The 22390-nt window shown below is 68.9% G+C and carries 18 protein-coding genes; 14 read left to right on the top strand and 4 right to left on the bottom strand.

Annotation, left to right across the window (positions count from 1 at the left end; all coding sequences use genetic code 11):
• Positions 1-296: 296 nt before the first annotated feature.
• From VFZ09_RS50415 to VFZ09_RS50405, 3 genes are all read right to left on the bottom strand, one after another.
• On the bottom strand, positions 297-3905 hold the full coding sequence (locus tag VFZ09_RS50415) for a tetratricopeptide repeat protein (protein WP_329735042.1): 3609 nt from the start codon (positions 3903-3905) through the stop codon (positions 297-299).
• 418 nt (positions 3906-4323) lie between these two features.
• Positions 4324-6516: a sensor histidine kinase gene (locus VFZ09_RS50410; RefSeq protein WP_329735041.1), complete on the bottom strand. Its 2193-nt coding sequence runs from the start codon at positions 6514-6516 to the stop codon at positions 4324-4326.
• A gap of 145 nt (positions 6517-6661) precedes the next feature.
• On the bottom strand, positions 6662-6859 hold the full coding sequence (locus tag VFZ09_RS50405) for a hypothetical protein (RefSeq protein ID WP_329735040.1): 198 nt from the start codon (positions 6857-6859) through the stop codon (positions 6662-6664).
• A 194-nt stretch (positions 6860-7053) separates the two neighbouring features.
• On the opposite strand from VFZ09_RS50405, the gene VFZ09_RS50400 reads away from it, so the two are divergent.
• The 11 genes from VFZ09_RS50400 (at position 7054) to VFZ09_RS50350 (ending at position 17562) form a co-directional block, all read left to right on the top strand.
• Positions 7054-7365 (top strand): DUF2171 domain-containing protein, encoded by a 312-nt coding sequence (locus VFZ09_RS50400; RefSeq protein ID WP_329735039.1) that lies wholly within the window; start codon positions 7054-7056, stop codon positions 7363-7365.
• Between the two features lie 189 nt (positions 7366-7554).
• Positions 7555-8811, top strand: coding sequence for a Kelch repeat-containing protein (locus VFZ09_RS50395; protein WP_329735038.1), 1257 nt, complete (start codon positions 7555-7557; stop codon positions 8809-8811).
• 195 nt (positions 8812-9006) lie between these two features.
• A complete protein-coding gene (locus tag VFZ09_RS50390; RefSeq protein ID WP_329735037.1) occupies positions 9007-10263 on the top strand; it encodes a sensor histidine kinase in 1257 nt (418 codons plus the stop codon).
• Positions 10264-10300: 37 nt separating this feature from the next.
• Positions 10301-11692, top strand: coding sequence for a M24 family metallopeptidase (locus tag VFZ09_RS50385; RefSeq protein WP_329735036.1), 1392 nt, complete (start codon positions 10301-10303; stop codon positions 11690-11692).
• Between the two features lie 145 nt (positions 11693-11837).
• Positions 11838-12959: an ATP-binding protein gene (locus VFZ09_RS50380; RefSeq protein WP_329735035.1), complete on the top strand. Its 1122-nt coding sequence runs from the start codon at positions 11838-11840 to the stop codon at positions 12957-12959.
• Positions 12960-12969: 10 nt separating this feature from the next.
• A complete protein-coding gene (locus VFZ09_RS50375; protein ID WP_329735034.1) occupies positions 12970-13491 on the top strand; it encodes a hypothetical protein in 522 nt (173 codons plus the stop codon).
• A 143-nt stretch (positions 13492-13634) separates the two neighbouring features.
• Entirely contained in the window at positions 13635-14999 is a 1365-nt protein-coding gene (locus tag VFZ09_RS50370; RefSeq protein WP_329735033.1) for an NAD(P)/FAD-dependent oxidoreductase, read from the top strand.
• 84 nt (positions 15000-15083) lie between these two features.
• Complete coding sequence (locus tag VFZ09_RS50365; RefSeq protein ID WP_329735032.1) at positions 15084-15758, top strand: ABC transporter ATP-binding protein; 675 nt, start codon at positions 15084-15086, stop codon at positions 15756-15758.
• Positions 15755-16366, top strand: a complete 612-nt coding sequence (locus tag VFZ09_RS50360; RefSeq protein WP_329735031.1) for an energy-coupling factor transporter transmembrane protein EcfT — start codon at positions 15755-15757, stop codon at positions 16364-16366. Before VFZ09_RS50365 ends, VFZ09_RS50360 begins: the two co-directional genes overlap by 4 nt.
• Positions 16363-16947, top strand: a complete 585-nt coding sequence (locus VFZ09_RS50355) for a biotin transporter BioY (RefSeq protein ID WP_329735030.1) — start codon at positions 16363-16365, stop codon at positions 16945-16947. Before VFZ09_RS50360 ends, VFZ09_RS50355 begins: the two co-directional genes overlap by 4 nt.
• 93 nt (positions 16948-17040) lie before the next feature.
• Entirely contained in the window at positions 17041-17562 is a 522-nt protein-coding gene (locus VFZ09_RS50350; RefSeq protein ID WP_329735029.1) for an SgcJ/EcaC family oxidoreductase, read from the top strand.
• 87 nt (positions 17563-17649) lie between these two features.
• On the opposite strand, the gene VFZ09_RS50345 is transcribed toward VFZ09_RS50350, so the two are convergent.
• A complete protein-coding gene (locus tag VFZ09_RS50345) occupies positions 17650-18819 on the bottom strand; it encodes a cytochrome-c peroxidase (protein ID WP_329735028.1) in 1170 nt (389 codons plus the stop codon).
• A gap of 205 nt (positions 18820-19024) precedes the next feature.
• Here VFZ09_RS50345 and VFZ09_RS50340 point away from each other — a divergent pair, with 205 nt between their 5' ends.
• The 3 genes from VFZ09_RS50340 to VFZ09_RS50330 all read left to right on the top strand — a co-directional run bounded on the left by VFZ09_RS50340 (position 19025) and on the right by VFZ09_RS50330 (position 22384).
• Positions 19025-20551: a GspE/PulE family protein gene (locus VFZ09_RS50340; RefSeq protein WP_329735027.1), complete on the top strand. Its 1527-nt coding sequence runs from the start codon at positions 19025-19027 to the stop codon at positions 20549-20551.
• Between the two features lie 27 nt (positions 20552-20578).
• On the top strand, positions 20579-21196 hold the full coding sequence (locus VFZ09_RS50335) for a PEGA domain-containing protein (RefSeq protein ID WP_329735026.1): 618 nt from the start codon (positions 20579-20581) through the stop codon (positions 21194-21196).
• Positions 21197-21316: 120 nt separating this feature from the next.
• Entirely contained in the window at positions 21317-22384 is a 1068-nt protein-coding gene (locus tag VFZ09_RS50330) for a chemotaxis protein CheB (protein WP_329735025.1), read from the top strand.
• Positions 22385-22390: the final 6 nt, after the last annotated feature.

The raw sequence follows: 22390 nt of genomic DNA, 5'->3' as shown, positions 1-22390 counted from the left end.
CTGAGAAGTTGCGAGCCAGGGGCGACGCCGTTACTCCTATGAATGACGAGGTCTGCCTGCCTCAAGGTGCGGTTCCTCTATTGCCCCCGGCCAGCGCGACGGTTCTCAATCTGTTTTGGAAGTCCAACTGTAGTACTAGGCTCCGCGCGTGCTCCAGCAACGGCATCTCCTCAGGTGCACGATGGGAGGGGCTCACCCACTATCGACGCTAAAGTCGCCCTACCAGCTGGTGCCCAACGTTCTTGTTCTGCACTACATGTCGTAAGTCATGTGGCGGATAGGATTAGAATTGCTGCTCATTTGGGCGTGAGGCGCTCGAAAGTGGCCATGCGTTCTTGAAGCACGGCGGAGAGTGGGCGCTGGAGTGACTTGTGAAGTGCCAGCAGAAGACGGAGCATGATTTTGATGTTTTGCCCGAAGGCAGATGGGAGCCGCTCGAAAAAGGGCCAAAGATTATCGACGGCATCCCCCACTGAGGCGAGTGCCTCCTCAAAACGGTCCAGATCCCTCAATATAGCGCCCAGGTTGTTGAGACTCACGGCGAGGGCGGGCCGGAAAATGTCGGGGTTGCGCTGCGCCAACTCTCGACGGAGTTCAACCGCCTCGCGTGTGGCCTCCAGTGCCTCCTTAAGAAGGCCCAGGTCTCTCAGCACAGTGCCCAGGGTGTTTAGGCTCAGTGCGAAGTAGGGACGGAATGCGTCGGAGTTGCACTGCGCTAGCACCCGGTAGAGTTCAACCGCCTCGCGTGTGAGTTCCATCGCCTCCTTGTGATGGCCAAGGTCTCTCAGCATGATGCCCAGGTTGTTGAGGCTCATAGCGAGGTCGGGCTGAAATGCGTTAGGGTTGCGCTGCACCAGCGCTCGGCGAAGTTCAACGGCTTCGCGCGTGGCCTTCAGCCCCTCCTCGTAAGAGCCCAAGTCGGTCAGTGTGGCTCCGAGATTGCTGAGACTGCTGGCGAGGACGGGCTGAAATGCGTCGGGGTTGCGCTGCACAAGAGTTCGGCGGAGTTCAACGGCTTCACGCGTGGCCTTCAGCGCCTCTTCCAGATGGCCCAAATCGATCAATGTGGCGCCTAGGTTGTGGAGACTCATGGCAAGGTCGGGCCAGAATGTATCGGGGTTGCGCTGCGCCAGCATTCGGTAGAGATCAACAGCTTCACGCGTGACCATCGGTGCTTCTTCTCGACGGCCTAGGTCTCTCAGCCGTAAGCCCAGGTTGTTGAGGCTGTGGGCAAGTTCGGGCCGAAAGGTCTCGGGGTCGTGTTGCGCCAACGCTCGGTAGTCTTTAATAGCCTCGCGTGTGGCCTCTATTGCTTCCTCATGACGGCCAAGCTCACCTAAAATGTTACCAAGGTTATTGTGGCTCATTGCGAGATCAGGCCGAAATTTTTCGGAGTTGCGTTGCACTAATGTCCGGTAGATCTCAACAGCCTCGCGTGTAGCCACTAGTGCTTCCTCACGATGGCCCAATTCGAGTAACTGGATGCCCCAATTATTGAGAAGCGCTGCACGTTTGGCGAGACCCTGCGAACCCATCAATAGTTTGAGAAACCGCAGGACTATATGCTTCGTCCAAGTGGCGCTTCTGCGAAACCATGTGCCCTTGTTGTTGAGATGCTTCGTCCGTTTGTTATCTTGAACGGCCTGCGGGGCCTGTAAGAGCGTACGGCTCGTCCACTCAGCGACTCGACGAAGTGAAACCGTAGAGGTAGGAATACCGATAGCACTCAATTCACGAGCTAGCTCTACGTCACCGTCCACTTCGAGTCGGTCGGCCAGTACGTCTCCGAGCGCCGAGAATGCGGTACGCAACCCAATGGCCCGCGCTGCCAGGAGCGCGATGCGTGCGCGCGACTGGAATGAGTCGCTAAGGAGTTGTTCGAGCCATGGCCGAACTACATCCGGATGACTGGCAGATGCGCGGCCGAGTATCTCGAACCCAGAGACCACCACATGTGTCGCTTCTTCGGGCGGAAATACCCGACTGATCCAATCAGACACAGGGCGATCTTCCTCAAGCTTTGGTGAGGCGACACGAAGTACTACTCCTTCACCGAGGAGATCTGGTTCCAATGCGGGAAGAAATACAGCAGTCGCCTTCTTGGTGCGTTGGTAGATGCGATGAAGCAATCGGAGCATTGCATCTTCATCCGGAGTGGGGGCACGACCGAGAAGTCGTCCGGTGATGATGGACGTCGCGGAATGGTCTGCGAGCCCTCCACGTAGAGTCGCGGCGGCAACCACTTGGCGAGCCAATGACCGATGCATCGCGAATGTCACGTCAGCCTGCCGGGCGCGTATGTCCCAGAATCGCTCCTCATGATCGAGGATTACGTCCATCAATCTGTTTGCATTGAATGCGAGTTCCTCCACTGCTGCTAGCGCGGCCATGTGCAGATAGAGCACTCGCTCGAAGTGTTCGTCGCTAAGTGGGAATGGAGTTCGCTTCCCGTACGCCTTCCCTCGCTTCGCAGCAAACCTTGCTGCGGCCTCATGGAACACCTGCTCGCGTTCGGCATCCTTCATGGCTAACGCTGGCAACTCATATGGAGGTGTGGTGTCGAGCCATGTACCAAGTGCTGCATCGGAGGACCGCAACGACTGCCACCAATCGCCGTTGTTCCGAGCAAGAAGCAGGATGCGCATCGGGCGTAGCACACCTGTTTTCCCCTGCTGGGAGTAGCGGTGTACACGCATGAGCATCTCGCGTAGGTCGGAGCGGCTCTCGGCGTAGTCAATTACCACCAAAACTGGCTGTCCGAGCGACCCCAGGCGCTCAAACCAGTCTTCGGGTACCTCCTTCGGCAAGAAGCCTGCTGCCTCCCCTAACGCTCTACGGCGGCGTATCCACTCGATCGCGAGCCGTGTCTTTCCCACCCCTCCTTCCGCATGGAGCATACGCACTGCGACAGTCGGTCCTGCAACGCACCAGCGTTCGAGTTCCGCAAGGATGGCCTCTCGGCCCTGCTCGTGAAAGGGTACAACCTCGTAGCGCGCGTTGAGCAGCGCGGATGGCGGCGGGTTCTCAGGTAGTTCCTCATCGGCCCCTGACACCAAGATGTCGTCGATATCTGGGAGCATCTCCACTTCGATTTGGTCGCGGAGGAATGCCAGCAGGCACTCGGCCGAGGCACGGGCGGCGAACTCTTTGAAGTGGTCGTCACGGCCTTCATTGGCGAAGTCCATCACGCCCTTCATCACTAGTGCGTCGAGCTTCCGCTCCCGTTGGGCGTGGGCCAGAGCACCTATAGCCGCCGCCTCCATTTCCATGCCGACCGTCTTGCGTAAGTACTCGCCAATAAAGCCCCAGACCTTCTCGTCCTCGACAACCTGCTGACCGCTGCCTATTGGTGCGACGTGGACCTTGAAGGGGAGTAGTGCGCCCGTGGGAGACGTATCGGGGAACCGGTTGCGATGTTGGATCATCAGTCGACCGATGCGCTCCCGCCCCTTGTCGGAGAGGGTGAGCGTGCCGTCTTGCAAATCACCGGATTTCCAAAGCAGGTTGATGACCTTTTCCCACTGCGGACAGTTCTCGTCGCAATCGGGAAGCGTTGACGGATCTGCAATTCCCTCGCGCAGCTTCGCCAGCACCCAGTTTTCCTGCCATTCGTAGGGTACAGGGCGCATCTTCCACCACGCTTCATCCCGAAAGCGCGCTACGAAATCGAAGTGCTCAAGAGCCACCTTCCAGTCGTCGCGGAGGTTGTACGTCTTGAGGTCTTGCTGCACCTTATTGGTGAGCCGCTTGCCGGTATCGTGAAAGAACAACCGCTCTGCTGCGATTACATCGCCGAGGAGCGTTTTTCCTGGACGTCCCGCGCACACGCCGCACATCGCCACGTAACGAGGGTGGTAGGCATCAACCAGTGGCAGTAGCGCATTCGTTGCATATACGGGCCCCATGTCCCCCGCCTGCGCAACCGCCACGCGCAGTGGCCGACCACCCTTGCCGTGGAACGCGCGGAACGCGACTGGAAGGCCATTGGGGCCCTTTTGTTCCTCCCACCGGCTTCCTTCCCAAGCGCCGGCCTCCACCTGAAGCGCCGCTTGGTACTCCAGGGTTATCGCCGTCAGGACTACGACATCGACCCTACGCGTACTACTACCGCTCGTGGACATAGTTGGAACGTACCGATGCGGTACGCACTTCGACAAGCAGCGCCAGCGCTACGTCCTTGTTTCTGAGCACAGTCAAAGGGCGATGCCGGATGCCCGCCCTCACTCTTCTGTGTGCACCAGTTGATGCTAGATGCCATCCATCAAGGTCACCACGAGCTGTTCTCGCGATTGATACGGTATCAACCCGGGGACCGTGGCACCCTCACCCTGGCCCTCTCCCAGAGGGAGAGGGGAGGGCGGCCGGGAGGACGACGGTGAGGGTGGTGCCCACGCCCTCGCGGCTCTCGGCGCGCAGCGTACCGCCCAGGCTCGTGACGATGGCGTGGCTCACCGACAGCCCCAGGCCCGTGCTCGCCGGCCGCGTGGTGAAGAAGGGCTCGAAGAGGCGCGCGAGCACCTCGGGCGGCATGCCCACGCCCGTGTCCTGCACCTCCACCACCGCCTCGCCCGCCGGGCCCGTGTACGCGGACACCCGCAGCACGTTGCGCGGGGCGTCCAGCTCGTTCATCGCCTGCACCGCGTTGAGCAGCACGCTCACGAACACCTGCACCAGCCGCGCCTCGTCGCCCTCCACCCGCGGAACCGGCCGGAAGTCCTTCTCCAGCCTCGCCCGGTGGCGCAGCTCGCCCCGCACCAGGCCCAGCGCGTGCTCCAGCACCGGTACCATCTCCACCGTCTCGCGGTGCTCCGGCGGCGCGCGCGACAGCAGCCTCAGGTCCTGGACGATTCCCTTCAGCCGGTCCGCCCCGTCCGCCGCCTCGGTCAGCGCCTCCAGCATGTCGTCCACGTCGCCGGCCAGCGCGTGGCCCTCCTCGCCCAGCGCCGCCTTCAGCCGCGCCAGCTCCTCGCGCGCGAAGCCGAGGTTGGCCAGCATGAAGGCCAGCGGGTTGTTCATCTCGTGGCCCACCGCCGCCGCGAGCGAGCCCAGCGCCGCCATCCGGTCCGCCTTGAAGAGCTGCGCCTCCATCTGCTTGCGCGCCGTCACGTTCTTGGCGAAGACGCGCAGCCCCTCGGGGTCCACCAGCGGCGACACCGTCAGCTCCCAGTGCCGGCCGCCCAGCTGCACCACCGGAGGCGACTCCCCCACCGCCGCGCCGCGCCGCGCCCACGCCTGGGCCGCCTCCACCAGCGGGTGCCCCACCCCGCGCACCAGCAGGTCCGGAAACGCCGTGTGCGCCGCCGGGTTGGCGTAGTGCACCTCGCCGCCCGGGCCCAGCTCCAGCATCGGCTCGGGGTGCAGCAGCGGGAAGGAGGCCAGCCGGTACAGCTCCTCCTCCAGCGCGCGCAGCTCCGTCACGTCCCGCACCAGCAGCGCCGTGGTGGGGCTCGCCGCCTCCGTGGCCGGTGGGCGCACCGTGGCCTCGGCCGAGTACCAGCGCGTCTCGCCCTCCACCTCCATGCGGTACTCCACCCGGCCTCCCACGCCGCTGTGCCGCGCGGCGCGCGCGAGCGCCACCAGCGCCGCCCCCGCCTCGGGCCCCAGCACCGCCTCCAGCGGCCGCCCCTCCGCCTGGCGCACGTCCCGGCCGAAGGCCACCCCCGTGGGCGTCCACAGCCGCATGCACCGCTCCTGCGCGTCCAGGTCCACCGCGAGGTATTCCGCGCGCCGGGCCGTCCGGGGAGGCGGCGGCCGGGGCTTGGAGGACAGGACGAAGCCCTCGCTGTCGAAGAGGCCCAGCAGCGGCTCCAGCCCCGCGCCGCTGCCCGCCAGCGAGGTGAGCACGGACACCAGCGCCGTCACGTCCGCCTCCGGCATGCGCGGGGTGAAGATGAGCCCGTCGGCGGGCGTGGGCCCGGTGAACTCGAAGGGGATGAGCTTGCGCTCGTCGGCGCCCACGTGCTCGGCCAGGTAGGCGCGCACCGTGTTCTCCTCCGGGTGGCTCGAGTAGATGGCGGCCACGTCCGCCTCGCCCGCCAGCACGGCCAGCAGGGCCTTGCGGTAGGTGCCGTGGAAGCGCTGCTCGGAGAAGGTGTCCGCCACGGACAGCCCCCGGGCCGTCAGGTGGCGCACGGCCATGAGGTGGCCGCCGGTGGAGCGCGGAGCCACCCACGCGGCGCGCGTGCCCTTCAACGTCCCCAGCGTGAGCGGCGCATCCGCCCGGCACACCAGGGCCGCGTGGTAGTACCAGAGCCCCGCCCGCACGGCGCGCAGCACCGCGCGGGCCTGCGGCTCGAAGGCGGTGCACTGCTCGGCCGTGGCCCACGCCAGGTCCACCCGGCCTTCCGCCAGCTCCCGCTCCAGCGCCTCGTACGAGGGGGCGAGCTCCACCACCACCGGCCGGCCCAGCCGCTGGGTGAGGGCCCGGCTGAAGAGCTCGGCGCGCACGTGCTCCTTCACCTCGCCCAGGGACGGCGACAGCAGGAAGCGGATGGGGGCGGCCGGGGTCGTCGTCACGTGCGTCCAAGCATGCCGGACGTCCAGAACGCGCGCACGTTTCAGGCGGCGCGGTGGGACGCCACCGCCATGCCATGGGACGCGTGTTTTACGGCCTCATGGAAGCCGTATGGGTCCCCAGGGCCTCGAGCGCGCGGGCGGGGGCTCAGGCGTAGACCTGGTCGCTCTCCACGGACGTGTCCAGCCGGTGGTTGAGCTGTTCGAGCCGGGCATAGCGCGCCTGCAACATCTCGCGGTAGGCGCGGTGGTCGGCGTGGGCGATTTCGTCGAGCAGCTTGCGCAGCGACGAGTCGAGGACTTCCTTGAGATCACGGGCCTCGATGGCGGTCAGTTCCAGGAGCATGACGGCCTCCTCCTCTCATTCGGAGGAACGTTAGGCACCGCCCGGAACGCGAGCCCTGGCGGCCCGGCTTCCGCACGTGTCCAGGGCCGCCCTTCCTGCCAGCCGCCAGGGGTTGCCGGAGCGCCGGGTGTTCCCCACTCAGAAGGGATGCGCACCGGGACGGGAGGGCCCGGGGGCTCGCCGAGGAGGATGCCATGGTGGTGCAGGACGACGTGCGCGAAGGCATGGTGGTGCGGGACATGGAGGGGCGCAGGGTGGGCCGTGTGCGCGCGGTGGGCGAGACGCACTTCGAGCTCGAGCCGCGCCTGTTGTCGCGCGAGGAGTTCCTCGTGGAGTTCTCGGACGTGCGCCTCGTGCGCGACGGCGAGCTGTACCTGGAGCGCACCCCGCACCTGTTGAAGCTGGAGGACGACGACGGCGGAGCGCTGCCGCCGCGCCACCACAACGGCATGGACGCCGAGCCGGTGAACCTGGAGGACGTGGAGGCCTCCCACCCGGGCGCCTGAGGCGTCACATGCCGCGGCACATGACGCGGCCATGACAGGCGCATGACGGGGTGCGGCATGTCCCGCGCACCACCTGACGGGTCTGTCATACATGGGACGATAAACACTTGGAATCATGGAGGAATCCGTCGCCGGGAATGTCAGACCCGGCGTGTAGACCCGTCCGTCTCGGAACGGAGTGGGTGGGTCATGAAAAGGGTTTCGACGTCCTGCGCCATGCTGGCGCTCTTCACGATGGTGTTCTCCTGCAGCTCGGCGCCGCCGCCGGACGGGCTGGAGCAGGGGATGGTGTCCCGGGAGCTGAGCACGCCGCGCAAGCTGCTGCCGTGGGTGGCGCTGGCGGACGGGCGGGTGCTGGCCTCGGGTGGACATGATGGCAGCCGCACGCTGACGAGCTGCGAGGTGTACGAGCCGGAGACGGGCGAGTGGTACGCCACGGGCGCGATGCGCACGGCGCGGCGCAACCACGCGGCGGTGAGGCTGGCGGACGGGCGCGTGCTGGTGGCGGGGGGCACGTTCTCGGCCTCCTTCGGCGCGCTGGCGAGCGCGGAGGTGTACGACCCGGGCACGGGCCGGTGGACGGCCGTGCGGGACATGGGCGAGGCGCGCAACGAGCCGGCGGCGGTGCTGCTGCCGGACGGGCGGGTGCTGGTGGCGGGCGGCTTCGACGTGGACCGGCACCCGGTGCGCTCGGCGGAGCTGTTCGACCCGGCGACGGGCGAGTGGACGCGCACGGGAGCGCCGGCGTCGGCGCGCGCCGGGGCGCGGACGGGCGTGGTGCTGGGCAACGGCCAGGTGCTCTTCGTGAGCGGGCTGCAGGCGGAGCTGTATGACCCGGTGAGTGGCCAGTGGACGAAGACGGGCCCGGTGGGAGGCGCGGCGGGCACGCACCGCTCGGGGCACACGGTGACGGTGCTGCCGGACGGGCGGGTGCTGGTGGTGGGCGGCACGACGTCGCGCGCGGCGGCCACGGCGGAGCTGTACGAGCCGATGCGGGGCGAGTGGAAGCTGGCGGCGTCGCCGATGATGCCGCGCGAGGCGCACGGGGCGCTGGTGACGCCCGAGGGGCGGGTGCTGGTGGTGGGGGGCTTCCACGTGATGTCGGGCTCGCTGGCGTCGGTGGAGAGCTATGACCCGGTGGCGGACACGTGGAGCGTGGAGCCGTCGCTGTGGGAGGCGCGGCGGGGGGCGGGGCTGGTGCCGCTGATGGATGGGGCGGTGTTGGTGGTGGGAGGCTCCAACGACCTGGAGGGCACGCTGGCCACGAGCGAGCGGTACGACCCGGGCGTGTGCACGCCGCTGACGTGCGAGGCGGCGTGCGGCACGGTGCCGGACGGGTGCGGCGGGACGCTGGAGTGCGGCGCGTGCACGGCGATGCCGCCGTGCGTCGAGGAGGGCTGCGGCGTGTTCGACGAGGCGGAGGACCTCGCCTTCACCCGGCGGTGAGGCGCGGAAGCGGGGCCGGTGCTCCGCTTCCGCCTTCGCGGAAGGGGCGGGCTCGGACCGCGAGGCGGGAACCGGGTACGATGGAGGGCGTTGCCGCCCCTCGACGCGCCATCCCCGAAGCATCCGGATCAGGCCGGGCCGTGGCCCGCGGCGCCTGAGGTGGCGGCGTCCGGCACGTGGGGGCCCCGCCGGAAGATGTTGCTCTGGCTGGCCCCGTCACTGCTGTCCCAATACGTGTTGGACGTGCTCGCCGTGGGACCGGAGCTCCGGATGCTCGCCATCCGCTGCGTCTGGGCCCTGGCCGTGGCCCTCTCCGCGCTGCGGATGGACGAGCACTCCGCGCCGTCGATGCGTCTGCACACGGCCTTCCAGTGCACGGTGGGCAGCCTCTGCTTCATCGCCCTGGTGCTCGTGTCGGGGGGCTGTGACGGCGTGTACTTCCAATTCTTCCCCTGCCTCCCGCTCCTGCTGTGCCTCATCTATCCGCAGGACTCGCTCTCGGCGACCATCTCCGGCGTCCTGTGCGGCGCGGGGGCCGCGGTCATGCTGTGGATGGCGGGACGCCCGCCGTCCCAGGTGCTGCTGTGGGTGGGCGTCGTGGTGACGGTGACGCTCGTCGGCGCGTACGGGGCCAGTGAGTTCCGCAAGGCCCAGCGGGCGGAGAACGAGGGCCGGCTGGAGCGCGCGCGCCGCGAGGCCCTCGAGTCGCTCGCCATCAGTGAGCGCCGCCGGACGCACTCGGAGAAGCTGGCCACCATCGGCCAGCTCGCGGCGAGCGTGATGCATGAAATCAACAACCCGGTGGCCTTCATCGGCGCCAACCTCGACTACCTGGAGCGCGAGGTGCTGGCGGAGCCGAGGGAAGCCACCCGGGAGGATCTGGCGGAGGTGTTCCGCGAGACGCGCATGGGAGTGGAGCGCGTGCGGCAGATCATCGGGGACTTGAGGGGCTTCTCGCGCATGGACACCGAGGAGCCCACCGAGTGCGCGGTGGCGGACGTGGTGAGTGACGCGGTGCGGATTGCCCGGCTGAGGCTCCATCACGTGGCGCGGCTGGAGGTGGACATCCCGGAGGCGCTGCCGCCGGTGCTCGCGGTGCGCCGGAGGCTGGCGCAGGTGCTGCTCAACCTGCTGGTGAACGCGGGGGATGCGCTGGAGGCGCGAGGCCGCGATGGTTCCGAGGTGCGCATCATCGGCGCGCAGGAGGGCGGGCGGGTCGTCCTGCGGGTGGAGGACAACGGTCCGGGATTTCCCCCGCACGTGCTGCCGCGGCTCTTCGAGACGTTCTTCACGACGAAGGGCCCGGAGAAGGGGACGGGGCTGGGGCTGGCCCTGTCGCGGGAGCTGGTGGAGCAGTGTGGGGGCACCCTGGTGGCGGAGAACCGGGAGGAGGGGGGCGCGCGCCTGCGCCTGGAGTTCCCGGTGGGGAGCCCCGTCAAGGCCGCGTCCTGAGTCCCGGCCGGGCCCGTCCGTGCGATGCTGCGCGGCCATGAAGAACACCCGGAGTCGTCTCCTCGTCCCCCTGTTCCTCCTCACGTCCGCTTGTGCCACCCCCGCGCCGGCCTCCCGAGCGCCGGAGGCCACCCGGCCCGAGCGTCCCTTCGGCACGCTGCGCGAGCAGGCCACCCGGCAGCAGGAGTGGCTGCGCGAGCGCCTGGACAAGGCGCTGCCCGCGTTGATGCGCCAGTACGGCATCGAGATGTGGGTGGTGCCGATGCGCGAGTACAACGAGGACCCCGTCTTCCCGGCGCTGGTGGCGCCCACCACGTTCGCGGCGCGGCGGCGCACCATCTACGTGTTCCATGACCGGGGCCCGGAGAAGGGCGTGGAGCGGCTCGCGCTGGGCGGGGGCACGCAGGGCGGGGTGTACGAGGCGCGGCGCGCGCAGATGCAGGTGGACGGAGGCGGCGTCACCCGGCAGGCCGAGCTGTGGGGCCCGGACCAGTGGAAGGTGCTGAAGGCGGTGCTGGAGGAGCGGCAGCCGAAGGCCATCGCCATCAACGTGTCGCGCACGTTCGCCTTCGCGGACGGGCTGACGCATGGCGAGTACGAGGGCATGACGGAGGCGCTCGGGCCCGAGTGGACGGCGCGGCTGAAGCCGTCCGGGGGCCTGCCGGTGGACCTCATCGCCTGGCGGGGCGCGGACGAGGAGCGCTTCTACGAGGACCTGACGAAGCTGGCGTGGAACATCATCGAGACGGGCTTCTCCAATCAGGTGATTACGCCGGGGAAGACGCGCACCCGTGACGTGGTGTGGTGGATGCGCCAGCGGGTGAACGACCTGGGGCTGGGGACGTGGTTCCAGCCGTCGGTGAGCGTGCAGCGGCAGGGGAAGACGGAGGCGGACGTGGGAGAGGACCCCCTCATCGAGCGGGGGGATGTGCTGCACTGCGACTTCGGGGTGACGGCGCTGCGGTTGAACACGGACACGCAGCACATGGGCTACGTGCTGCGCGAGGGCGAGACGGACGCGCCCGCGGGGCTGAAGGCGGCGCTGGCGCGCTCCAACCGGCTGCAGGACATCGTCTTCGAGGAGCTGCGTCCGGGGCGCTCGGGCAATGAGATTCTCAAGGCCTCGCGCGAGCGGATGAAGGCCGAGGGGATTGAGGGGACGGTGTACTCGCACCCGATTGGCCTCAACGGGCACGGTGCGGGGCCGATGATCGGCCTGTGGGACCGGCAGGAGGGCGTGCCGGGCAACGGTGACCACCAGGTGATGACGAACCAGTGGTTCTCCATCGAGTTGCAGGCGACGAGCCCGGTGGCGGAGTGGGGCGGGCAGAAGGTGCGCTCGGCGCAGGAGGAGGACGTCATGCTGGATGCGAGCGGCAAGGTGCGCTGGGCCTTCCAGCGGCAGACGGCGTTCCACCTGGTGCGGTAGACGGCGGGTAGCCCCTCCAGCGTGGATGGGGCTACAGCTTCTCAAGCGGGGGGCGAGCGGATGCGGTAGGGTCCGCTCGCCTGTCTGGCCGCTGCGGCCCGACTGGGAACGCACCACGCTTCGGCGTGTGCCCGCGGAGTCACCGATGCTCACCCGTCTCTATGTCGATAACTACAAGTGCCTGGTGAATTTCGACCTGCGCCTTGGCCGGGAGCACCTGTTGATGGGGCGCAATGGGACGGGGAAAACGACCGTCTTCGAGGTGCTCTCCGCGCTTCGTCGGCTCCAGTCCCAGGGCGCGGCAGTGTCCGAGGTCTTCCCACCTGCGACGCTGACCCGGTGGCAGCGGCGTACCCGTCAGGTCTTCGAGCTGGAAGTGTCCCTGGATGGAGAGGTCTATCGCTACCGCCTTGAAGTCGAGCACGACGCCGAACAGGGCCGCAGTCGTGTCGACAGGGAGGCGCTGCATCACGAGGGGACTTCGCTCTTCGTGTACGAGCCAGGCCAGGAGTTCGCGAAGTTCCTGGCCCAGGATGGTCAAACCCACTTGATCTGGCCAGGCCCGGAGCGCACGGGGTTGTATTTCTTTAGAGACTCAGCCCCCTGGCATCCGAAGCTCAGGCGCTTCGCGAGCTGGTTCGAGCGCCTGTATGTCGTGCGCATCGATCCGCGCCGCATGACTGGACGGAGCGAGGCGGAGCAGGCCACGCCCGCGGAGGACCTGTCGAACTTCGCCTCGTGGTACCGGCATCTCGCACAGGAGCGGCTCAATGAAGTGGTCCGGCTCCGGGACGATCTGCGTGGCATCTTCGATGGATTCGATGCGCTGATCCTCAAGTCGGGAGGCGAGGGGATTCGGATGCTTCGCGCGCTCTGGAGGCGTGAAGCGAGTGGTGCGAGCGTCTCTGCCTCTGACGAGTACACATTCGATGAGCTCTCCGAGGGGCAGCGAGCACTCATTGGTCTCTATACCCTGCTCCATTTCCTGTCTGGCTCTGGTGCAACACTCTGTCTCGACGAACCCGACAACTTCGTGGCGTTGAGCGAAATCCAGCCCTTTCTGCTGGCCTTGCGTGAGCAGGAGCACCTCCAGGCGTTGCTCATCTCTCACCATCCCGAGGTCATCAACCTGCTGGCTCCGGAGTCGGGACTCTGGTTCGAGCGCATCGCCAATGGCCCTGTACGCGTCGGCCCTTTCCAGGCGCCGCCCGAGGCCGCGGTGCCTGCCGCGGAGCTCGTTGCCCGAGGTTGGGAAGATGGGAAATAGCGCTCAGGTCGTGGTGCTCTCCGAGGACCGGCAGCACCAGAACTTCGTCTATTCCTGGCTCAGGCAGCGTGGCATCGAGCGCGGGAAGATTCGTCTGCTCCCCGTACCCGCGGGGAAAGGGGCGGGTGAGCAGTACGTACGCGAGCAGTATGCGAAGCAGGTCCAGACCCACCGTCGGCGTGCAGGGGGGCAGGACTGTAAGCTGGTGACGATCATCGACGCGGATGTCCTTCCTGTCCGGCAGCGTTTCGAGCAACTCGAGCAATCGTTGCAAGAGGCGGAGTTGGAGGGACGTTCCCCGGACGAAATGATCTGCATCCTCGTGCCGAAGCGGAACATCGAGACCTGGGTCCACTGCCTCGTCAGCGGACCTGTCGACGAGGAGACCGATTACAAGCGGCCCGCGAAGAGTACGGAGGAGTACAAGGACGCCGCACGGAGGCTGGCGGACCCCCACCACCTGGTGGCTGCTCCGTCCGGGTTTCCTCCCTCTCTCCAGCTGGGATGGGGGGAGCTGAAGCGGACATTCTGAAAACGGTCCTTCGGGCTCCCTGGCATTCGGCGGGCGCCTCGTTTCTCGTCCGGACGGCGAGCGAGCAGGCGGCGCTCCCCGTCAGACGGGCTGGGCCCCCGGGACGGTGGCCGGATTCCCCCGGGCTCCGCACCTTTTCCGCCATGGAAAACACCCCGGGAAGGCATCACGTGGTCATCGTGGGTGGCGGCTTCGGTGGGCTCCAGGCGGCGCTCGGACTCAAGCGCGCCCCCGTGGAAGTGACGGTGCTCGACCGCTACAACCACCACCTCTTCCAGCCGCTGCTCTACCAGGTGGCCACCGCCGTCCTCAGCCCGGGCGACATCTCCGCCCCCATCCGCCAGGTGTTGCGCGGCCGGAACACCACCGTGCTGCTCGCCGAGGTCCACTCCGTGGACCTCGCGCGCAAGGTGGTCATCTCCGATGGCGGGGAGATTCCCTATGACACGCTGGTGCTCGCCATGGGCGCCACGCACTCGTACTTCGGCCACCCGGAGTGGGCCCCATTCGCTCCCGGACTCAAGACGATCGACGACGCCCGGGAGATCCGCGAGCGCGTGCTGCTGGCGCTCGAGGCCGCCGAGCGCGAGCCCGACCCCGAGTGTCAGCGCGAGTGGCTCACCTTCGTCATCATCGGCGCGGGGCCCACGGGCGTGGAATTGGCGGGCGCGCTCGCATACATGACGCGGCACTCGCTGCCCCGTGACTACCGCCGCGTCGATACGTCGAAGGCCCGCATCCTCCTGCTCGAGGGCCTGCCCCGGGTGCTCAACACCTATCCCGAGGAGCTCTCGGCGAGGGCGCGCGATGACCTGGAGAAGCTCGGAGTGGAGGTGCGCACCGGCACCCTGGTGACGGGCGTGGACGACCTGGGCGTCTCCGTGGGCGACACCCGCATCGTGGCGCGCACGGTGCTCTGGGGCGCCGGCGTGGCGGCCTCCCCCGTGGGCCGGACGCTGGGCGTACCGGTCGACAAGGCGGGCCGCGTGAAGGTGGAGCCCCCGCTGAACATCCCCGGCCATGAGGAGGTCTTCGTGATTGGAGACCTCGCCTCGCTGGTGCAGGACGGCAAGCCGGTGCCGGGCATCGCCCCCGCGGCCATGCAGATGGGCCGGCACGTGGCGAAGAACATCCGCTACCGGCTCGCGGGCCGTCCGTTGGAGCCGTTCCGCTACCGCGACAAGGGCTCCTTCGCCGTCATCGGCCGTGGCTCGGCGATCGGCGTGCTCTACGACAAGATTCGCCTGAGCGGGAAGCCCGCGTGGCTGATGTGGCTCGGCATCCACATCACCTTCCTGGTGGGCTTCCGCAACAAGCTGGCGGTGATGCTGGACTGGGCCTACACCTACCTGACCAGGCGGCGGGACGTGCGCCTCATCACCGGCCTGCATGCGAACAAGCTCCCGGCCATCCAACCCGAGCGCCTTCCGGCCACGTCCGGCGAGCACGCTCCGGAGCCGGGTATCGGCCTGACGGGGACCGAGCCGGAGCCCTCGCACCTGCACTGAGCGCGTGGGACTCCCTCTCTGGGGGACAGGGGACGTGCATGGAGCCAGAAAGGCGTTACATTCGCCCCGCCTTAGCGGTCGCGAATGATTCGACTCCACGCCGTCAGCCACCACTTCGGTGAGCGCCCCGTCCTCGAGGGGCTCGAGCTCACCCTCTCCGAGCGCCGCATCGCCGTGGTGGGCGGCAATGGCTCCGGCAAGAGCACCTTCGCGCGTCTGCTCAATGGGCTGCTCGTGCCCGAGCGGGGCCAGGTGCTCGTGGAAGGGCTCGACACCCGGAAGGATGCCCGCGCCATCCGCCGCAAGGTGGGCTTCGTCTTCCAGAACCCCGATCATCAAATCGTCCTCCCCACCGTCGAGGAGGACCTCGCCTTCGGGCTGAAGAACCTCAAGCTGCCGCCGGCCGACATCTCCGCGCGCGTCACCGCCGTGCTGCGCCGCTATGGCCTGGAGGACTTCCGCCACCACCCGGCCCACCTGCTCAGCGGGGGCCAGAAGCAGCTGCTCGCGCTCTCCTCCGTGCTCGTCATGGAGCCGCGCTACATCGTCTTCGACGAGCCCACCACGCTGCTGGACCTGCGCAACAAGCGCCGGCTCGCGCAGGCCATCCACGAGCTGCCCCAGACGGCCATCGTCGTCTCCCACGACCTGGAGCTGCTGCGCGACTTCGACCGTGTGCTCGTCTTCGAGGCGGGCCGCGTCGTCGTCGATGACGTCCCCTCCGTCGCCCTCGACGCCTACGTCCGGATGATGACGTGAGCCTCGGCCTCTACCTCCACCGGGACTCGCCCGTGCATGCCGTCCCCGCGGGCGCGAAGATGCTGGCCCTGCTCGCCGCCGGCACCGGACTGCTGCTCTTCTCCTCGCTGCCCGTGCTCTCCGGCGCGCTGGTGGCCACGCTCGGCCTCTACGCGCTCGCCCGCCTGCGTCCGCGCGAGGTGGCTCCCGTCCTCCGCCTCTCCGTCTTCGTGCTCGTCCCGCTCCTCGTCCTGCACGCGCTGGTGTCCGGCTGGGCGCCCGCGCTCGAGGCCGTGCTGCGGCTCGCCGTCCTGGTGCTGCTCGCCACGCTCGTGTCCCTGACGACGCGCGCCTCGGACATGCTCGACGCGCTGGAGCGGGCCCTGCGTCCCCTGGCCCGCTTCGGCCTCAATCCCGCGCGGCTCGGCCTGCTGCTCTCCCTCACCCTGCGCTTCATCCCCCTGCTCGCCACGTGGCTGCGGGAGATTCAAGAGGCCCAGCGCGTGCGCGGCCTCGAGCGCAATCCCGTCGCGGTGCTCGTCCCGCTGCTCGTGAAGACCCTCCGCACCGCCGACACGCTCGCCGATGCCATCGACGCGCGCTGCTTCGACCCCGAGGAACCCTCGTGAAGACCCGAGATCTCGTCCACGTCGCCCTGTTCGCCGCCCTCATGGCCGTGCTCGGGCTGCTACCACCGCTCGCGCTGCCCTTCATCCCCGTGCCCATCACCGCGCAGACGCTCGGGGTGATGCTCGCCGGCTCCATCCTCGGGGCGCGCAAGGGCTTGCTGTCCCTGCTCCTCTTCCACCTGCTCGTGGCCGCGGGGCTGCCCCTGCTGGCCGGAGGCAATGGTGGGCTCGCCGTGTACGTGGGGCCCACCGGAGGCTTCTTCGTGGGCTTCCTGCCCGCCGCCTTCCTCATCGGCTGGCTCACCGAGCGCGCCTGGTCGCGGCTGTCCGTGCCGCTCGCCTTCGCCATCAACGTGCTCGGTGGCATCTGCGTCCTCTATGCCGTGGGCATCCCCTGGCTCGCCGTGGCCGCGAAGCTGCCGCTGGCCAAGGCCGCGCTGGGCTCGCTCGTCTTCGTGCCCGGGGATTGCGTGAAGGCCGCGCTCGCCGCCTCCGCCGCCGTCACCCTCAAGCGCGCCTGGCCCCTCATCCAGCCGCCCCGAGCCGCCAGCCCCGCCGCGCCGCCTCCGTCCTCGGCGTGAGGCTCCCGCGCTCCCGGGGAATGGGAATGTCTCGCACGCACGAGGGGCGCTGGTAGAACGGGCCCCCGTCATTGCATTCCAGGGGAGCCCTTCATGAACACCTTCGCGCGAAGCTCGGCCGTCATGGCCGTGGTCCTGTCGTTCCTCGTTGCCTCACCCGTCCAGGCCCAGCAGGGCCGGGGCCAGCCCCGCGACGAGGCGAGCCTGCGCAAGCTCGTGGCCGAGCAGACCGAGGCCTGGAACCGTCACGACGCGGCCGCGTGGAGCAAGGACTTCGCGCCGGACGCCGAGTTCATCAACATCGTGGGCACGGTCTTCAGCGGCCGTGAGGAGATCCAGAAGCGGCACGCCGCGGTGTTCGCGAGCCTCTTCAAGGACAGCCACTCGGAGGTGACGGTGCGGAAGATCGTCTTCGTCACCCCCGGGGTGGCGGTGGTGGACACCGAGCACGTGGTGACGAACTACACGGGGCTGCCTCCGGGAGTGCAGGCCACCGAGCCGGGCGTGCTGCGCACCCGCATGCGCTACGTGCTGAAGCAGACGGGAGGCAAGTGGGCCATCGTCGCGGGCCAGAACACGGACGTGAAGCCGGCCCCCGCGCCCACTGGCCGCTGAGTCCGCCGGTGTTGCGCATGCTCCCTCTCCCAGAGGGAGAGGGGACATCCACGGGCTCTCGGGCCTTGTCCAGGAACTTCGTGGACGCTACTTCGCCGTGCCCGTCATCGACTCGAGCAGCTCGAGCAGGGCCTTCTTCTCCTCGGGGGTGAGGTCCAGGCGCTTGACGGTGACCGAGACCCTGCCCGCGTAGTTGCCCACCGGCTCGCCGCCCTTGTCGTACAGGTCGATGACGTCCTCGAGCGTCTTCAGCTCGCCGGTGTGCATGTACGGCGCCGTGAGCTGCACGTTGCGCAGCGTGGGCGTCTTGTAGGCGCCCTCCAGCTCGCGGGCCTTCTGGCTCAGGTCGTTGCGCAGCCGCAGCAGGCGCGCGGACTCGACGCCGCCGGGCGCGTCGCTGTACGGCCCCGCCGAGTTGAAGGTCCACTCCAGCATCGAGCTGGCCGCCGCCGCCACGCCGCGCTGGCCGTCGCTCAGGTCCTTCACGCCGATGTTGTGGAACTGGTCGTCGCTCAGCATGGGGCCCTTGTGGCACGCGCTGCACTGGCCCTTGCGCACGAAGGTCTTCAGCCCCAGGTATGCGGGATCCTCCTCCGCCTTGCCGGCCTTCGCCGCCTCGAGGAAGCGGCGCACGTCCTGGTCGAAGGGCGCGTCGTGGCGGTTGAGGGTGCGCTCGTACGCGGCGATGGCCTTGCCGAAGTTGGCGAGCACCCGGTCGGGGTCGGTCTCCTTGCCAATCTCCTTCTCGAAGACGGCGAGGTACTCGTCCGCGTAGTCCGCCTCCAGCCGCGCCTTGAGGTGCCCGGCGTTGGAGTTCATCTCCACGGGGTTGAGCAGGGGCAGCAGGGCCTGGTTCCACAGCCGGTCCGCGCGGCCGTCCCACATGAACCAGGTGCTGTAGCCCGCGTTCCACACCGTGGGCGGGTTGCGCCCGGTGAGCGTGCCGTTGCAGCCCCGGGCCACGGCCGTGTCCACCGAGCGGCCCTCGCCGTCATGGCAGCTCTTGCAGGAGACGTCGCCGCAGCTGGAGAGGCTCGGGTCGTTGAAGAGCCGCTGGCCCAGCGCGGCCGCCGCCGGGTTGTCCCCGTACTTGTTGGTGGGGTCCCTCGGCGGCAGGGGCGAGGGGGTGTGCAGGCTCTGGAGCACCTCGAGCTCGTCCTGGTTGGGGAAGGGCTCTTCCGGGGGCGTGCAGGACAGGCCCCACGTGCTCAAGAGGGCGCTCGCCAGCATCCAGGTGCGCGGGGAGGGACGGCTCATCGGCATGTCTTCCTTCTCGGGTCCAGTGCGTCCGGGACTCGGCGCGGGCCCGCTCGGGAGGGCACTGTAACCCTGGAATATTCCGTGGAGCCATCCGCCTCGGGTGGGCCGTGCCGCGCGCGAGCTCCAGCCGCGTGCGGACCCGCACGCGGGGTGTCTGCGCATTGAGGCGGCGGGAGGCGCCTGTTAGCGTACGGGGCTCCGAATGAGTCTGCCCGTCCGAAGAGCCGCCCAGGCCACCTGGGTGCTGGCCGTGCTGGTGTTCCTGGGGAGCATCGGCATGTGGCTGTCCCAGAATCCCATCCAGGACGCGGAGACCGCGCGGCGGCTCGGTGGCCGCTACCTGGGCCTCGCCCTCACGCCGGCCGTGCTGGGCTGCGTGGGGCTGTGCCTCGTGCTGGGCGCCGCGGGCTCCGCCCTGGAGGCGCGTGCCCGCCGCTCGCGCCAGGTGCTCGCGCGCCGGCCGTCGCTCTCGCCGCTGGCGGTGGTGGACGCGGACACGGCGTTCGCCGTGCGCGAGATGCTCGTCGAGCTGCAGGGCCTGCTGCGCGGCTACATCTCCCGCCCCGAGCCGGACATGATTGCCTTCGTGGACGTGCTGCTGGATGGGGCCGTGCGCGTGGGCGCCAGCGACGTGCACATGCACCCGCTGGAGACGGGCACGCGCCTGGCCTTCCGCGTCCACGGCGTGCTCGAGGAGGTGATGATGATGCCGCGCGAGCACCACCCGCGCCTCATCAACCGCCTCAAGGTGCTGGCCAAGGTGGTGCTCTTCCGCTCGGACCGGCCGCAGGACGGCCACTTCTCCTTCGGCACGCCCGAGGGCCCCGCGGACATCCGCCTGTCGCTCCTGCCCACCAACCACGGCGAGTCCGTGGCGCTGCGCATCGCCCGCAGCACCGTGCGGCTGCCGGAGCTGCCCCGGCTGGGCTTCGCGCCGGAGGTCCTCACCGCCTACCAGCGCCTGCTGGACGCGCCCCAGGGCATCATCTTCGTGGCGGGTGCCACCGGCGCCGGCAAGACGACGACGCTGTATGCCTCGCTCGGCCACATCAAGCAGACGCGGGGAGATTTGACGCGCATCGCCACCATTGAAGACCCGGTGGAGTACGACGTGCCGCTCTTCTCCCAGACGCAGGTGAACGCCGAGCAGGGCTTCACCTTCGCCCAGGGCCTGCGCTCCGTGCTGCGCCAGGACCCCAACGTCATCATGGTGGGAGAGATTCGCGACGCGGAGACGGCGCGCACCGCCATCCAGGCCGGCCTCAGCGGCCACCTGCTGCTCACCACGGTGCACGCGAGCTCATCCGCGGGGGCCTTCAACCGGCTCATCGAGATGGGGGTGGAGCCCTTCCTGCTCGCCTCCGCGTCGGTGGCCATCATCTCGCAGCGCCTGGTGCGCGCGCTGTGCCCGCACTGCCGCATGGCCGCCCCCGCGGAGATCGACGAGCTGGCGCGGCTGGAGGCGGCGGGGCTGCCCACCACGGGCCCCTTCTACGTGCCGGTGGGGTGCGAGCGGTGCGGGGGCTCCGGTTACCTGGGGCGTGCCGCGCTCTACGAGGTGTTGAAGGTGACGCCGGCCATCCGCGAGTGCGTCCACACCAAGGTGCCCACGTCGCGCATCCAGGACCTCGCGGTGTCCGAGGGCATGGTGCCGCTGCTGGCCGCCGGCCTGGCGAAGGTGAATGCCGGAACCACGACGTTGCGTGAGGTCTTCCGTGTGGTCGGTTGAGTGCGCTGATTCGTGCGAGGTGGCGTCGTGAGTGGCAATGCATCCCAGCCGAGTCCGTCCCCCTCCGGAAACAGGGGCGCGGGGGCCGTCCCGGCGCAGCCCGTGCGTCCGGTGGCGCCCGCGGCTCCCGCGGCTCCCGCGGCGGGTCGGGGCGCGCGGTGGGAGGGACTGGCCGCGGGGCTGAAGCTGGCCTCGGCCCTGAGCGCGCTGGTGGCGGTGGGGCTGTTCGTGCGCCCGCTGCTTCAGGGCGAGCTGACGACGGGGCCGCGGATGATCACCCTCCAGCCCACCTTCTCCTCGGCGCCGGTGGAGCGCCCGGCCGAGGACGCCACACCGGGCATCCCGGCCCCGGCGGAGCCGCCGCCGGAGACGGGCATCCGCGAGGAGCGCGCGGACTTCGAGGGGGCCATCCTGATGGTCGAGTCGGAGCCGTCCGGGGCCACCATCCTGGTGGACGGGAAGGACCAGGGCGAGACGCCGGTGTCGGTGGGGCTCGAGTGCCTGCCGGGGACGCCGGTGCTGGTGGAGTTCTCCCTGCGTGGCTACGAGAAGGCGAAGCACCGCACCGTGTGCCCGCATGATGCGCTGGTGAAGGTGACGGCGCGGCTGCGCAAGGGCCCGGGGAAGGGCTTCGGCAAGAAGTGAGGGCGGTGGGAGACCCCGGACGCCCGGCATCCTGGTAACCTCTCCCGTCACGTCCGCGGGGTGGCGCCGGGAGTGGGACGGGAGTGGACGCATGCGTGGTCACGGTGGGAGGCTTCTCCGTTGAAGCTGTTGCTGGTGGAGGACTCGCGTTCGGTCGTCGCCTTCCTCGAGCAGATTCTGCGCCGGGAGGCGGACATCGAGCTGCTGCCGCACGTGGCCAATGGCCGCGACGCGGTGGTGGCGGTGCAGCGCTGGAGTCCCCAGCTGGTGCTGATGGACCTGGTGTTGCCCGGGGGCATGGACGGGGTGGAGGCCATCACGGAGATCATGGCCACGGCGCCGTGTCCCATCGTGGTGCTCAGCGGGCAGCTGGAGACGCCGGGGCGGGACAGGACGTTCGAGTCCTTGAGGGCGGGAGCGGTGGACGTGCTGGCCAAGCCCACGGTGGGCGGGCTGGAGGCGGTGAAGGAGTTCCGGGAGCGGCTGCTGCGCACGGTGCGGGTGATGGCGCACGCGCGGGTGCTGGGCCGGAGGCGGATGTCGCTGCGGATGCCGGCGGTGGTGCCGCCGCCGCCGTCGCAGGTGGCCGCGGTGCCCGAGTCGAAGCCATGCTCGCTGCTGGCGATTGGAGGCTCGACGGGAGCGCCGCCGCTGGTGTTCGAGCTGTTGAAGGCGCTGCCGTCCCCGGCGCCGTTTCCAGTGGTGGTGGCGCAGCACATCGTGCGGGGCTTCGAGCCGGGATTCGCGCGGTGGCTGGGAGGGACGGGGCACCGGACGGTGGCGGCGCAGGGAGGGGAGTGGCTGGAGCCGGGAGTGGTGTACGTGTCGCCGGCGGACAGGGACCTGGTGGTGCGAGGGGGCAAGCTGCAGACGCAGCCCTCGAGGGGCGTGGCGGTGCCGTCGGTGGACGCGCTGTTCGAGAGCGTGGCGGGGTTCTTCGGCTCGAGGGCGGTGGGGTTGTTGCTGACGGGGATGGGGGAGGACGGGGCGAGGGGGCTGCTGACGATGAGGCAGACGGGAGCGCTGACGGTGGCACAGGACGGGGCGAGCTGCGTGGTGGACGGGATGCCGGGAGCGGCGAGGGCGTTGGGGGCGGCGAGCCAGACGCTCACGCCGGGAGAGATGTCCGCGCTCATGGCGGCGCTCGGAAGAACCACTCCCTCGCCCTCCGGGAGAGGGTTGGGGTGAGGGTGC

It is taken from the genome of Archangium sp., assembly GCF_036277355.1.
Classification (GTDB): domain Bacteria; phylum Myxococcota; class Myxococcia; order Myxococcales; family Myxococcaceae; genus Archangium.
Note: the sequence above shows the minus strand (reverse complement) of the source record. Positions and strands in the feature narration are given on the sequence as shown.

Coding starts and splice junctions, on each gene's coding strand:
- VFZ09_RS50350 (WP_329735029.1), top strand. CDS start 17,041: ATGAACACCTTCGCGCGAAGCTCGGCCGTCATGGCCGTGGTCCTGTCG.
- VFZ09_RS50415 (WP_329735042.1), bottom strand. CDS start 3,905: ATGGGGCCCGTATATGCAACGAATGCGCTACTGCCACTGGTTGATGCC.
- VFZ09_RS50400 (WP_329735039.1), top strand. CDS start 7,054: ATGGTGGTGCAGGACGACGTGCGCGAAGGCATGGTGGTGCGGGACATG.
- VFZ09_RS50370 (WP_329735033.1), top strand. CDS start 13,635: ATGGAAAACACCCCGGGAAGGCATCACGTGGTCATCGTGGGTGGCGGC.
- VFZ09_RS50345 (WP_329735028.1), bottom strand. CDS start 18,819: ATGAGCCGTCCCTCCCCGCGCACCTGGATGCTGGCGAGCGCCCTCTTG.
- VFZ09_RS50405 (WP_329735040.1), bottom strand. CDS start 6,859: ATGCTCCTGGAACTGACCGCCATCGAGGCCCGTGATCTCAAGGAAGTC.
- VFZ09_RS50385 (WP_329735036.1), top strand. CDS start 10,301: ATGAAGAACACCCGGAGTCGTCTCCTCGTCCCCCTGTTCCTCCTCACG.
- VFZ09_RS50380 (WP_329735035.1), top strand. CDS start 11,838: ATGCTCACCCGTCTCTATGTCGATAACTACAAGTGCCTGGTGAATTTC.
- VFZ09_RS50395 (WP_329735038.1), top strand. CDS start 7,555: ATGAAAAGGGTTTCGACGTCCTGCGCCATGCTGGCGCTCTTCACGATG.
- VFZ09_RS50390 (WP_329735037.1), top strand. CDS start 9,007: ATGTTGCTCTGGCTGGCCCCGTCACTGCTGTCCCAATACGTGTTGGAC.
- VFZ09_RS50340 (WP_329735027.1), top strand. CDS start 19,025: ATGAGTCTGCCCGTCCGAAGAGCCGCCCAGGCCACCTGGGTGCTGGCC.
- VFZ09_RS50365 (WP_329735032.1), top strand. CDS start 15,084: ATGATTCGACTCCACGCCGTCAGCCACCACTTCGGTGAGCGCCCCGTC.